Source organism: Neobacillus niacini NBRC 15566, assembly GCF_001591505.1.
GTDB classification, from domain to species: Bacteria; Bacillota; Bacilli; order Bacillales; family Cytobacillaceae; genus Neobacillus; species Neobacillus niacini.
Window position 1 is genome coordinate 143,031 of record NZ_BCVA01000004.1, and the last position, 14,212, is coordinate 157,242.

Genomic DNA, 14,212 nt, shown 5'->3' on the forward strand with positions numbered 1-14,212 from the left:
CTGATCCTATAATGAAAAGAATTATTCAGGCAAGAAAACCCTAAATATATCCACTTTTTTAATCGATTTGGTAATTTAATGTATTTGTAATGATTTGTAAATAAAATATAATATTTATGTTATTCTTCTAAAAGAAGTTCCTTAAGAAACATTCAATTGTTGAATTTTAAGGAACTTTTTTTTTTATGAATTTTACTTTTTTATATAAAGAGACAAATAGACAAATAAGGAGTGGCTTGTAAACTTGGGGAATAATTTAAAGTGGAGATTTGGTGCTGGTTTATTAACGGTAATGCTTCCATTAGGTGTTAGTGTGCATGCAGAGGAAAATATTTATGCACCTCAATCAGGTAAACCTGTTCATTATAATTGGGGTTTTGGCAGCCCGGCGAAGGGATATCCTGCTGACCACTTTTCAGCCCTTTTTGACCAATCCAAGAACTATTCTAGTGGTGACTATTTTATCCAGACACTTGCTGATGATAGAGTAAGGCTCGAAGCAGACGGTAAATGGATTATTGATCGGTGGAGTGATTCTGCCGGGAACATTGACCGTGCGCTATGGCTTGGTGTGACAGAGGGATATCACTCGGTAAAGACGCATTATTATGAAAACACAGGAGGAGCAGCACTATACTCTGACGTGCTTCCCTTTAATACATGGATTGCTTATTATTATCCAAATACAACACTTTCAGGAGTTCCGAAGGCAGCAAAGGTAATACAGCCAATTGGCAAATTTAATAAGCTATATGAATACCATGGTGTTGGCGCACCAGTTAATGGTTTTCAGGCAGATAACTATTCTGAGCGTTACTCGACTGCAAAACGAGTTCCTGCAGGGGAGTATATCATACGGGCAAAGGCTGATGATGGTGTTCGTATTTATATAGATGGAAAGTTAGTTTTAGACCGATGGACACCTGGAACGTTTAAAGAGGATGCGAAGAAGGTTGAAATAGCAGATCATGCAAATGCCAATCCAGGGGAACAAAATGTCCATTGGATAGATGTAGAATATTATGACGGCGGTCATAATAGTGGTATCGACTTTTTCTTAGAGCCTTATGAAACGGCGTTTGATGATACATGGTTTGGGGAAGTCTACCCTAATATGTCGTTAGCAGGCGATCCATATGTGATTGGCGGGAAAAATTCTGCTGTAAAGCTTTCAACCCTCAATTTTAATTGGGGATGGGGTTCACCAAATTCGTTTATCCCACAAGATCGGTTTTCAGCTAGATTCACTAAAAATGTGGAACTTGAAGCAGGGATGTACTTTTTCGATGCCATTTCTGATGATGGTCTCCGTGTTTGGGTAGATGATCAGAATGTCATTGATGCTTGGACAAACTCTGATAGCGGCAGGAAAAGTGGCAAAGTTCTACTAACTCAAGGGCAGCACAAAATCCGTGTTGAGTATTTTGAAAATGGCGGGCAGGCAAAGCTTTCTCTCAATTATAAGAAGTTTCAAGAAATACCGACACAATCGGTAGGGACTGTTCGTTATAATTGGGGTTTTAACAGTCCCGGAAATGGGATTTCCTCAGATTACTTTACTGGGGTTTTTGACCAATCCAAGTACTTCTTAAAGGGAGACTACTTTATTCAAACACTTGCGGATGATGGTGTTAAGGTAGAAGTCGATGGGCAATTTCCTATAAACCGATGGAGTGATTCTGCGGCGGTTATGAACCGAGCGTTATGGCTTGGAGTGACAGAAGGACAACATACGGTTAAAACACACTATTACGAAAATACAGGTGGAGCGATTGTCTATTCTGATATTCTTCCGCTTGATACATGGATTGCTTATTACTATCCAAATTCGTCATTGTCTGGTGATCCAACCGCTGCAAAAGTCATTCCGCCTAATGGGGAATATAAGAAACTTTATGAAAACCATGGGGTAGGAGCACCAGTAAGTGGCTTTAAGGTTGATTATTTTTCTGCACGGTATTCAACTGCGAAACGAATTCCTGTAGGAAACTATAAATTATGGGCTAAAGCAGATGATGGTGTCCGTGTATATGTTGATGGGAAATTGGTCATTGACAGGTGGACACTTGGCGCATTTCAAGAAAATACAGCTGCACTAGCCATAAAGGATCGTGTTGATACAAGCTCAGATCAAAAAGATGTCCATTGGATTGATGTTGAATATTATGATGCCACTTATCATAGTGCAATCGAATTTTTCATTGAGCCAAATAAAGTACCAATTGTGGAGCAATCGCCGCATACGAAGTTGGTTTCTTCTATAAAGCTGCCAGTCTATCGCAGTTTTGAAGAATTGATTGATTATGGAAAACATCTAGTATTCTATAATCCTAGTTATACGAGATTGATGGAACTAGGTTATGGTGATGCTGTAGATGTCTTAGAAGAAAAACTCTATGCTGCAAAGATAAAAATGAGTGATGGACAAATTGGCTGGGTTCAAAAGGAATATCTTGAAGCCAGTTTAATGGAAGACACATGGCTGGTGAAAGAAGCACGAACATTAAGAAGCAGTTACTCTAACACGAGCCCTAGTCTTGGAACCGTTCAGGCAGGTGCGAGTGTTTATCTTCTTGACCATGTAACAACATCTGGGACTGCTTATTCTGAATGGTATTATGTTCAAACTCAATCCGGTCAAAAGGGATGGATTTGGGGAGCGAGTAATGCAGGAGGGAATGAAGGGTATAATGTGGTTAAGTATGAGTTTAGTAAAACGCCATCTACCAATCATGTTACGATTTTTACTCCACTTATGACAAAAGCGAATATTACAGCTGACCAGATTAATAGATTCATAAATTACAAGACTGGCGGGAAAACAACGGTTATGACCAATATGGGCTATGCATATCTGAAAGCCCAAGAAGAAACGGGACTAAATGCCATTTACCTGCTGGCGCATTCTGGTTTAGAAACGGGATGGGGAAATTCTTCGATTGTGAAAACAAAGTATAACTTTTATGGAATCGGGGCCATCGATACAAGACCAGATGAAGGGGCTTATAACTATTCTACTCCTGAGGGTGGAATCATCGCGGGAGCTTCATTTATAAAGAAAAACTATGTGGATCGCACATGGGATACAGATGGATATTTTCCATACTCTAGTAAACCAACGATTGATAATATGCGATTTGATAATAGCTGGCACCAATATGCTACTGATGAAGCATGGGCAGTAAAGATTGGGAATTACGCACAGGAATTTTATAATTTTATTAACCAATAGTGAAATACAATTAACAAAAAAGCTGCTTATTTAAATGATAAGCAGTTTTTTTGTACATAAAATCCATTTGTACCCCATTAAAATTACCATTTGATGGATATAATGGTTCATATTAATCACATAATATCCAGGGAGGTTGTAATGAAAATCAGTTTTGCTCGTTCTAGTATCTTCTTTTTATCTTTTTCTATTCCAATATTATTGATGGGATTCGTCTATGTCCTAAGAGGGGTGTATCCTTTTGGCGAGAGTTCGATCTTAATGGGTGATCTTTATACTCAATATATTCCATTTTATAATCACTTATATGATGTTCTAAAAGGAGAGGGGAGCCTTTTCTATGCTTGGGAAGCAGGGATGGGATTAAACTTTTGGGCTACCTTCGCCTATTATTTATCAAGCCCGATTTCTTTTTTAATCGTATTATTTGAGCGTGACAACTTACCTGAGGCTGTGGTATTAATTACTTTAACAAAAATAGGCCTATCAGGTTTATATATGTATATTTATCTTTCTAAAATGTATGAATCATTGAACATAGCAAGGCTAATGTTTTCAACTACCTATTCATTAATATCTTTCACAGTGGTATACGCCTTCAATATTATGTGGTTGGATGGTGTTTATTTATTGCCATTAGTTCTGCTGGGTGTAGAATTTCTTTTACGGGGAACAAGACAATTATTTATTATCGTGTTAGCTATTCTTTTTATTTCTAACTTCTATATGGCTTATATAATTGGCATTTTTACTTTTCTTTATTTTATTAAAAGAAGCCTTTCAATTGGTATAAGTAAGAAAGTTTTTTTGAAAAATTTTGGGTCATTTATTTTCTGTACGGTCATTGCAGGTGGGATTTCAGCTTTTTTAACGATACCCACTTATTTACATCTAAATAGGAATATTTATCCGCCAGGTGATAGTAATGGTATGAGTGAACCTACATTTAGTTTTTTTCAATTCTTTGCCAAACTATATAATGGCGGTATACAACTATTTGAATTGCCTAACGTCTATAGTGGTTTAATGGTGTTGCTGCTATTTCCATTGTTTTTTATGATGACAGAATTCAGAGTAAAGGAAAAAGTGCTGTATCTCCTATTATTAGGAGGAATATTTTTAAGCCTTCAAATTAAATTGTTAAACCTTGTTTGGCATGCATTTGAGTCCCCGGTAGGTTACCTGCACAGATTTGCTTTTATCTTTTCATTTTTAATGATCGTACTTGCATTTAGAGTCTATAATTCCTTTGAAAAAAAATACGTATCTGCCTTACTAAAGGTGTATGCTGCCAATGTCTTTATACTAATATTGTTACCTGAAATAACCCCAGAACTCGTATCGGTGAAAAAAGCATTGTTCAATATCATTTTGTTAACGATCTTTGCTATTCTTTTGTATGCTAAAACGCTTCATACACGTTATCAAAAGTATTTGCCGCTTTTGCTCATTTTCTTTATCTTTGTAGACTTAAGTATCAACGCCTACCGTCACATTAACACCTTAAATAGTCTAGCTGGATATAGTATTAAAAGAGATGATTATAATATAAAACCAGGATTTGAAAAGATGGTTGACATGATGAATGAAGAAGATCAAGGTTTTTATCGGATGAATACGAATATTCGATTAACGCATAACGATTCTTTTCGCTTTCATTACAACGGCATGTCCAATTTCAATACTTTATCAAATGGGACCTTGCATCAAGCTATGTATCAGTTGGGCTATAGTACTACCTTAGGCCCACGTTCTTTAATGCAGAACAACGGGGTACTTGTTACGGATGCCTTATTTGGTTATAAGTATTTTGTATCTGATCAACCCATTGATAAGCACGGTTATAAGCTAGTTAATTGTAATGAGGGCGTTTGTTTATATGAAAATATGAATGCCATTCCCATTGGATTTATGACGGCCAAACAGCAGACTGTATTTCAATCAAAAAACGATAATCCCTTTGATTTGCAGAATCAACTTTTAGGGCCGCTTAATGAGAGTATCGACTACTTTTATCCTATTAAACCAAGTGCTATTACCTACACAAATCTTAATGTTCGAAAGGATGGATCTGTCCAATATTTTAAGAAAAGTGACCCTGCACTTCCAGGTGCTATTAATATGACTTTTGATCTTAAGGATAAGAATCAACTTTACACATTGATATCTGCCGGCAAAGGATTTCCGGGTTTTAATGAAACTGAGATTTTTGTTAATGGTAATCGTGTTGGGGTGTACCCGACATTCCATAACGAACGTATTTTGGATTTAGGTGCTTTTTCTAGTGAGAGAGTAAATATAACCATTCACTTCTTAGTTCCAGAAACTCAGTTAACACAGAATATGTTTTATGCTTTGGATATTGAAAAATTTGAAGAAAGAATCCAACAAATAAAAGCAGAATCGATAGATGTTACGAGCTGGAATGCTAATTCAATAAAAGGAATGATAAACGTAACAAATCATAACAATTTATTCTTTTCCATACCTTATGATCCTGGATGGAGTGCCAAAGTTGATGGAGAGTCTGTCCCTGTGAAGAAGCTTGGTGGATTTATTGGGGTAGATGTTGAACAAGGTCAGCATGTTGTGGAACTTCATTTTAAACCGGAGGGGTATAATTTAGGGTTAATCCTATCTATTTTTAGTCTTGTTACTTTGGGAGTATTATCATTCCTTGAGTTAAGGAAGCAAAAATCATTAAAAATGAAATGGGATAAAGGTATATAGAGACAACCCTAAATTCATTGCTTTCAAATAAAATAATTGCTAGAATTAATACGGATTAAAACAGGATCATAGAGGTTCCTTGAAGTTGTGCAACTTTAGGGGACCTCTACTGTAATAAAAATAGTCTAAAGGATAAATATGAACTTATTTAAAACAAGCTTTCTTTCATCCATAGCAACGGTTATTAAAATCTTAACTGGTTTTATTGTAAACAAAGTAATTGCAATCTATGTGGGACCAGCGGGTATTGCGCAGATAGGACAATTACAAAATTTCTTTTCTATTGTTTCAAACCTCAGTAACTTCTCAATTAGTCAGGGAGTCACTAAGTATGTTTCTTTCTATGGTGAGGAAGAAGATACGCAGAAAAAATATATCAATGCAGCAATCACAATTTCTTTTATTGCGTCTCTCATTACAGGGCTGGTTATCATTCTGCTTCATAACCAACTTTCCGTTCTTTTGTTGGATTCGAACCAATATTCCGATATCTTTATTTATATTGGACTATTTCTAATACTTTATGCGATTAACAGCATCCTGCTGGCTGCTGTAAATGGATTTAAGAAAATCAGGAAATTTACACTTATTAATGTTACACAAAGCTTGTTTGGTTTAGTTCTTTCCATCTTATTGACCGTTAAATGGGAATTAAGAGGAGCTATGTACGCTTATGTACTTTCACAAACTCTGGTCCTATTCATATCCATTGGTTATTTATTCAAAGAAGATTGGGTTAGAAAAATTAGGCTTAGGAAAGTTGATCTTTCCATATTAAAAAGCTATTCAAATTATACGGTTATGTCCATGATTCATATTTTAACCGTACCGGTATCCTTTATTATCATTAGAAATTATATCACTGATACCTTATCCATTGAGGAAGCAGGATACTGGCAAGGACTAACAAAAATCTCAGACACATATTTAATGTTCATAACTATGTCGTTAAGTGTGTATTATTTACCTCGATTATCGGAAATCAAAGATAATCTAAAACTAAAAAAAGAAATATTTGATGGTTATAAACTTATTATCCCTATACTAACCGTTATTTTAATTGTTGTTTATTTCTTGAAGGACTTTGCCATTTTAATTTTGTATTCTGAAGAATTCCTAGTGATGAGGGACTTGTTCTTGTTTCAGTTAATAGGGGACTTTTTCAAAATTGCCAGCTGGCTCATCTCCTTTAATATGCTTGTAAAAGAGATGACTAAACATGTAATCATTACAGAACTATTTTATTCGATAACATTAACGGTTCTTTCTATCATTTTTATCAAGATATTTGGCTTAATAGGAGTAACATACGCATATAGCCTAACCTATTTCCTATACTTTTTAATGGTGGCCTACATGCTTAGGCATATCCTATTTTTAAAAGTAAAATAAAAGATTGGATGTTTTAAAATGAAAAAAACAAAGGTGTTATTTGCTACCCGTCATGATGCTCTTAGTCACCGTGGCGGTGACACAGTGCAAATGCTTAAAACAAAGGAATTCTTAGAGAAAAGATTTCCTGTTACGATTGAATTAGCTTTAAATGAGAGTGACTTTATTAAACATAGCGATGCTGATTTGGTACATGTTTTTAATATACAAACAATAGATGAAACTTTAAAGTATGTGGAGTTGTGCAAAAAATACAATAAGAAATTCGCTCTTTCTACTATCTATTGGGATCTATCGCACTTTATTTTTAATACCTTCTTAACCAATACATTCAATTACATGGATATCACTAAAAATCGTTATAACTATAAAAATCTTGTGATAAATTTAAAAAAAGCGGCTGGATTTGTCTTAAATAAGAAAGATCAATATGGAAGTAAAAACTATGTTGATAAGAGAAAAAAAGTTTTAGAAGAAGCAGATATCTTGTTACCTAATTCTAATGAAGAACTTGATATCGTTGAAAGAGAATTTGGGCTTAAGGGGTTAATGGAAAAAACCATTGTTGTACCGAATGCAGTTGATTTAAAAGCTCCTGCGAATTCTAGTTTGTCGATTGATTGGCTGAATCAATTGGAAAATATTGTTCTTGAAGTTGGGAGAATTGAGCCAACAAAGAATCAATCCAGTGTTATTAAAGCCTTGGAGAATGACACTGAAATCCCAATTGTCTTTGTAGGCAGAGTACATGACCAGAAGTATGGCGAATATGTAAAAAATCTTGCAGATAAAAGGGGAAATGTTCATTTTATCGATCAGATAGACCATGAGGAGATTTTTGCCTTATATCGAAAAGCAGCTGTTCATGTTCTACCATCTTTCAGAGAGTCGCCTGGACTTTCTAGTTTAGAGGCACTTTTTTCCGGATGTAATATTGTCGTTTCTTCAGTGGAGTACTGTCCTGTTCATTATTACAAATTTGACCAATATGGAGAGATTTGTAATCCATATGACGCAGAATCCATTAAAAATGCCATTTTTAATGCACTAAAGAAGGATCGAGTCAAATTGCCTGAAAGTTATTTTGAAGATTATTCTTACCTGCGTGCTGCTGAACTCACCTATAAAGCATATGAAAAATTAATGAAATAAAATAAACCCGATTTGATGTCCTAAGACATTTTAATCGGGTTTATTTTTTAATTCTTTAATTTACCGCAACTTCCGCAACGGTTTCGGGCGGCAAGTTAAGGTGTTGACGTAATTCGTCTGATAGGGATTGTCGAGTTGTATCCTCTACCATGTAATACCATACATCCCTGATCATTTTATTGGTGCCTTCAATTTCAATCTTTTCGATCGTATCTGCAGCAGGTTTATAAGATGACTGCATATCAATAATCTCGCTTAAAGTTAAGTTTGTTTTAATATTATCTTCTAGAGCGTTGAGGATATCATCATAGTTGGTTAAAGTAGATAATGATTTTCCTTTGGCGATAATTTTAGAAATTACTTCTCGTTGACGTTCTCCACGTCCAATATCGCCGCGGGGATCCTGTTTTCTCATTCTTGCGTATGCAAGTGTTTCTGTGCCATTTAAATGCTGTGGACCGACTTCTAACGTTACGCCATCCAATTCAAATTCATATTGGTTATTAACCTCAATACCATTTACAGCGTCAACAACATCCTTAAATCCTTCCATGTTAATCTCTACATAATAATCGATTGGAATATTTAAGAAGTTCTCAACAGTTGCAATACTCATTTCAATCCCGCCGAAAGCATAGGCATGATTAATTTTATCTTTAGAAGAGTTCTTCGAATCTTCAGGATCAATTAATTCTGTACGTGTATCCCTAGGTATACTTACTATTTTTGTAGATTTTGTTTCAGGATTAAGTGTAAGAACTAACATAGAGTCTGTACGTCCATGGTCACCGTCACGCTCATCAATACCCACCATTAAGATTGAAATAGGGTCTTTTTTTGTGAATTCCACTTTTTCTTCCCGCTTCTCAGATACTTCTCTAGAAATCGGTTTATTCATGTTATCCACCGCACTTGCGACATTTTGGTAAACATTAAAGAAATAAAATCCGCTGCCAGCCAACAGGATGAAAAAGGAAAAAAGAGTAAACCATACCCACTTTTTTAGCTTCTTTTTTGACCTTTTTCTAATTCTAGTATTATTCATATAGTATCCTCCTACTATTGAAGGTTTAGATTTTTTGAGAAAAAAATGTCATAAATTCATAGATTAAATTATAAACCTGAACATACGGAACTTCAACAATTATTGCTAAGAACCATCAATAAAAGTACAAAAAACGACAAAGAAATGCTATAATTAAGTTTTGGAAAGATAAAACCATTTATTTACTTTTTACTCAAAGTCTCTTGGCGGAAATAATCAACACTCCCCATTTATAGACGAAAACATTATGCTATCTGTTACACATCATTTGAACCACTTATTACATAGGTCGTAAGGACATTTGAACTCTTCATCACATTTTGTATAATAGAGTCAATACATTCATGAAAAATCAATGATCACTCTTTTATAAAAGAAAGAAGGAAATTATTATGCTAAAAAATGTATTAATTACTGGCGGTGCAGGGTTTATCGGCAGCAGCTTAGCCTTGAAATTATTGGATAAAGGATATGAGGTAACTGTACTTGATAATTTATCTCCTCAAATTCATGGGGAAGATGGTACATCATCCGAATTATTCTTGAAAATTAGAGATAAAGTTACCTTTATTAAAGGTGACGTTGTTAACAGTGATGATTGGAGAAAGGCCTTAAAGGGGCAGGATGTAGTCGTCCATTTAGCGGCTGAAACAGGTACTGGTCAATCCATGTATGAAATTAATAAATATATTGACGTGAATGTGAAGGGAACTTCCAATTTGTTGGATATTTTGACAAATGAAGAACATCAGGTGAAAAAAATTGTTGTGGCTGCTTCGAGGGCGATTTACGGTGAAGGCATGTATCATTGTACGGAGCATGGTACTGTTTACCCTGTTGAAAGAACAGAAGCAGATATGAGTATAGGCGATTTCGAAGTAAAGTGCCCAATTTGCAACCGTAACGTAGAGGTAATGGCAACAACGGAAGAAACGAAAATTCATCCAACATCAGTATATGGAATTACGAAACAAGTTCAGGAACAAATGTGTATGGTGGTTGGGAAGTCTTTAAATATTCCAGTTGTCGGTTACCGTTACCAAAACGTTTACGGGCCTGGTCAATCTTTAAAAAACCCTTATACAGGAATCTTGTCTATCTTTTCGACAATTATTAAAAATAACAATAACATTAACATTTTCGAGGACGGTCTAGAATCAAGAGACTTTGTATTTATTGACGATATCGTAGATGCAACCATCCTTGGAATTGAAAAGGAAGAAGCAAACTTTGAAAGCTTCAATGTAGGGACAGGTGTGCCTACAACTGTTATTGAAGTAGCAAACGTCTTAAAGGAAAAATATGATTCTGACACTGAGATTCAAATCAGCGGCAATTTCCGATTAGGTGATATTCGACATAACTTTGCAGATTTGACAAAAATCCAAGAGAAGTTAGGATTTACACCAAAAGTCAGCTTTGAAGAAGGTATCAGCAAGTTTGTTGATTGGGTAAATCAGCAAGAGGTAGTCGAAGACCGTTATCAAAAATCCATTGAGGAAATGAAGAAAAAAGGATTATATAAATAATGGAATATCAGTTAAACAATAAAAAGATTTTGTTTTTGTGTCCTTTATTTTTTAATTATCACAAAAAATTAATGAGGGCGATGGAATCAATGGGTGCTCAAGTCGATTACTTCGATGAGCGCCCTTCCAACACTTTTCTTTCAAAAGCACTACTTCGAATCAACCGAAACTTTGTAACAGGACAGATTAACAAGCATTATGACGATATCACTTCTAAAATCAAAGATAAAAAATATGATTTCGTGTTTATTTGCCAGGCAGAAGCGACACCAAAGTCTTTTTTAAGAGATGTGAGGAAACTAAATCCCAATGCGAAATTGGTCCTCATGTTATGGGATTCTGTAGCGAATAAAGTGAATACACTTGAGAAATTAGATCTTTTTGATGAGGTCTTTTCCTTTGATAAAAAGGACTGCGACCAATTTGGGCTGACTTTTAGACCTTTGTTTTTTGATAAGGAATATGAAGAGTTATCACAGGAAGAATCTGAACTCATTTATGATTTGTTTTTCGTTGGTACCGTACATAGTGATCGTTACCTAATTTTAAATGAAGTCAGACAGCAATTTGAAAAAAATAACTTAAACGTTTTTTACTTTTTATATATCCCAAGTAAGATAATGTATTATCAGCGAAAACTATTAACGAGTGAATTACAAGGCAGCCAAATCACTGATTTTTCCTTTGTCGGTTTGCCAAGTGAGCAATTGACAGCGAAATTAAAGCAGTCTAAGGCTGTTGTTGATATTCAACATCCGAAGCAGACAGGTCTAACAATGAGAACGATTGAAATGCTCGGAGCGAATAAGAAGATCATTACGACCAATACAGATATCCAGTATTATGATTTTTATCATCCGAATAATATTTGTATCGTTGATCGAAACTCCGTTGTCGTCCCGACTGACTTTATGACTACTCCCTATGTTCCTGTTGATGATCAAGTGAAAGAGAGATACTCGATTAACTATTTTGTATTGGATGTATTAGGGTTAACAGAAAAGGATAACCATGAGTTTTATTCGAATAAAAGTGGTGGTGAAATTCGATGAAGGTTTCTGTAGCAATGGCCACTTATAATGGGGAAAAATACCTTGAACAGCAAATAGACAGCATTCTAATGCAGTTAGGCAGTGAGGATGAATTAATCATTTCGGATGATCATTCATCTGACCAGACCATAGCTATTATTGAAAGATATTTAAAAAACGACCAGCGTGTGAAGTTATTTACGAATGAAGAATCTGGAGTGACTTCAAATTTTGAGAATGCGATTAAGCGTACTCAAAATGACATCATCTTTTTAAGTGATCAGGATGATATTTGGAAACCGGAAAAAGTAAAAACAGTTAAATCGTACTATGAGAAACATCCAAACATCCAAATGATTATGTCAGATATCACAGTTGTTGATAACCAACTCAACACCACCATCGAGTCGTTTTTTCACTATAGAGGGAGCCGGGCAGGTGTAATCAAAAATATCTTTAAGAATAGTTATATCGGTTGTGCGATGTCTTTTAGAAAAGAATTAAAGACGAAAATACTACCTATTCCTCGTAATGTACCGATGCATGATATGTGGATAGGTTTGGTTGCAGACATGAATAAATCAGCATTACTTATACCAGAAAAGCTTATTTATTACCGCAGACATGACGCGACGGTTACGACTGTTGAAAATACTTCCTCATTTAAGGAAAAATTACTTTGGCGATACCAAATCTCTACGTTGCTTTTAAAATCGAAGTTAAAAAATAAATAAATGATAGAAAAAATAGTATGTTTTCTAATAGGGAAATCATACTATTTTTTTCAGCAATTAGAAAACCACTGGTAAAAAGAAATGATACAAAATAATTTTAGAAAATGCTATAATCTCTTTTGTGTGTAATTTGTGATAGAGTTATAGAATAGTTTTTTGAAATTATGTCATTTTCTCTTGCTTTCAAGCTTGCTTAAAAGAAAAACAAGTTGAATTTTATATCAGCCTGAGGTCAACAATAATTTTGATTAATAGGTGGGATGCATAGTGCTTCTAAAAGGTAATACGATTGAACACTTCATTACTAATAAAAAGAATAATTTAGATATTATACGGTTTTTTGCAGCATCCTTGGTTTTATTTTCACACGCCTACCCTTTAACAACAGGTAATAATGGTTCTGAACCGTTTGCGATTATGACCAATGGAGAAATGACTTTCGGTGAACTAGCAGTTGCCATTTTCTTTGTCATCAGTGGATTTCTAATTACACAAAGTTTCGATCGTTCTAAAAATCCGATTAACTATTTCAAAGCAAGAAGCTTGAGAATCTTTCCTGGTCTCATCTTCTGTGTACTATTGTCAATATTTTTACTTGGACCAATACTTACTAATTTAAACGTAAAAGACTACTTCACAAACCGTGAAACCTATGATTATTTAAAAACGATCACATTGTACTGGATGCAATATGACCTGCCAGGATTATTCCCAAATAATAGTTGGCCTTCAGCAGTAAATGGTTCTTTATGGACATTATGGTATGAGTTTTTCTTTTATTTTGTGGTGGCCGTCCTTGGTGTAACAAGACTGCTTGACAAAAGAATCGTATTGATTGGTTTTATCCTTGCTACTGGTCTTTATTGGTTAGGCAGGGGCGGGTTCTATACAGATTTATTTCGATATTTTAGTGCTGGGATGGTGTTTTATCTTTTTAGGAAAGAAATAAAATTAAATGGCATGATGGCAGCAGCGTCCTTCATCATATTAATTTTAACTGCTAGGAACGGCTACTTTGAATATTCACTTTCTATAGTAGGAACCTATCTCATTTTTTATTTAGCTTTCGCTTCGAAAGTTAAGTTTCATAACTTTGGTAAATATGGTGATTTTTCTTATGGTATCTATATTTATGCCTTTCCTATTCAGCAAATCATGACACAAGCGTTCAACAATCAGTTAACGCCATTCGAAAATTTCTTATTGTCCTTCCCTGTTACCTTACTATTTGCGATTCTTTCTTGGTATTTGGTTGAAAAACAAGCATTAAAATATAAAAAACTTTCTATTAAAGCTATTTTCCAGAAAAAGAAAATTTACGTAGAAAATTCTATTAATTCAAATGCTAACTGAAAAATAGCATTTTT

Annotated in this window: 9 protein-coding genes; 8 read left to right on the forward strand and 1 reads right to left on the reverse strand. The window is 34.8% G+C overall.

Translation table 11 applies throughout. From position 1 onward, the window contains the following. Positions 1-244: 244 nt before the first annotated feature. The 4 genes from BANA01_RS05425 (at position 245) to BANA01_RS05440 (ending at position 8,506) form a co-directional block, all read left to right on the forward strand. Positions 245-3,232 (forward strand): PA14 domain-containing protein, encoded by a 2,988-nt coding sequence (locus tag BANA01_RS05425; protein WP_063252000.1) that lies wholly within the window; start codon positions 245-247, stop codon positions 3,230-3,232. A 141-nt stretch (positions 3,233-3,373) separates the two neighbouring features. Then, complete coding sequence (locus BANA01_RS05430) at positions 3,374-5,962, forward strand: YfhO family protein (RefSeq protein ID WP_063252001.1); 2,589 nt, start codon at positions 3,374-3,376, stop codon at positions 5,960-5,962. A gap of 138 nt (positions 5,963-6,100) precedes the next feature. After that, positions 6,101-7,354 (forward strand): O-antigen translocase, encoded by a 1,254-nt coding sequence (locus BANA01_RS05435; RefSeq protein ID WP_034674036.1) that lies wholly within the window; start codon positions 6,101-6,103, stop codon positions 7,352-7,354. 18 nt (positions 7,355-7,372) lie between these two features. Next, positions 7,373-8,506 carry a glycosyltransferase family 4 protein gene (locus tag BANA01_RS05440; protein WP_034674034.1) on the forward strand — a complete coding sequence of 378 codons (1,134 nt, stop codon included), beginning with the start codon at positions 7,373-7,375 and terminating at the stop codon, positions 8,504-8,506. Positions 8,507-8,561: 55 nt separating this feature from the next. Here BANA01_RS05440 and BANA01_RS05445 read toward each other — a convergent pair whose 3' ends face one another. Continuing rightward, entirely contained in the window at positions 8,562-9,551 is a 990-nt protein-coding gene (locus BANA01_RS05445) for an LCP family glycopolymer transferase (protein ID WP_034674031.1), read from the reverse strand. A gap of 392 nt (positions 9,552-9,943) precedes the next feature. Between BANA01_RS05445 and BANA01_RS05450 the strand changes: the two genes are divergently transcribed. The 4 genes from BANA01_RS05450 to BANA01_RS05465 all read left to right on the forward strand — a co-directional run bounded on the left by BANA01_RS05450 (position 9,944) and on the right by BANA01_RS05465 (position 14,198). After that, on the forward strand, positions 9,944-11,080 hold the full coding sequence (locus BANA01_RS05450; RefSeq protein ID WP_082799406.1) for an SDR family NAD(P)-dependent oxidoreductase: 1,137 nt from the start codon (positions 9,944-9,946) through the stop codon (positions 11,078-11,080). Then, positions 11,080-12,132, forward strand: a complete 1,053-nt coding sequence (locus tag BANA01_RS05455; RefSeq protein WP_034674027.1) for a WaaS/CpsH family glycosyltransferase — start codon at positions 11,080-11,082, stop codon at positions 12,130-12,132. The genes BANA01_RS05450 and BANA01_RS05455 overlap by 1 nt, the downstream gene beginning before the upstream one ends. Continuing rightward, entirely contained in the window at positions 12,129-12,845 is a 717-nt protein-coding gene (locus BANA01_RS05460; protein WP_034674026.1) for a glycosyltransferase family 2 protein, read from the forward strand. The genes BANA01_RS05455 and BANA01_RS05460 overlap by 4 nt, the downstream gene beginning before the upstream one ends. Positions 12,846-13,112: 267 nt before the next feature. Then, the gene (locus tag BANA01_RS05465; protein ID WP_063252002.1) at positions 13,113-14,198 is read left to right on the forward strand and encodes an acyltransferase family protein; all 1,086 of its coding nucleotides are present in this window, start codon (positions 13,113-13,115) and stop codon (positions 14,196-14,198) included. Positions 14,199-14,212 lie beyond the last annotated feature (14 nt).

Bases quoted from the DNA above. Each gene is read 5' to 3' on its own strand.
- BANA01_RS05430 (WP_063252001.1), top strand. From the start codon at position 3,374: ATGAAAATCAGTTTTGCTCGTTCTAGTATCTTCTTTTTATCTTTTTCT.
- BANA01_RS05435 (WP_034674036.1), top strand. From the start codon at position 6,101: ATGAACTTATTTAAAACAAGCTTTCTTTCATCCATAGCAACGGTTATT.
- BANA01_RS05440 (WP_034674034.1), top strand. From the start codon at position 7,373: ATGAAAAAAACAAAGGTGTTATTTGCTACCCGTCATGATGCTCTTAGT.
- BANA01_RS05445 (WP_034674031.1), bottom strand. From the start codon at position 9,551: ATGAATAATACTAGAATTAGAAAAAGGTCAAAAAAGAAGCTAAAAAAG.
- BANA01_RS05450 (WP_082799406.1), top strand. From the start codon at position 9,944: ATGCTAAAAAATGTATTAATTACTGGCGGTGCAGGGTTTATCGGCAGC.
- BANA01_RS05455 (WP_034674027.1), top strand. From the start codon at position 11,080: ATGGAATATCAGTTAAACAATAAAAAGATTTTGTTTTTGTGTCCTTTA.
- BANA01_RS05460 (WP_034674026.1), top strand. From the start codon at position 12,129: ATGAAGGTTTCTGTAGCAATGGCCACTTATAATGGGGAAAAATACCTT.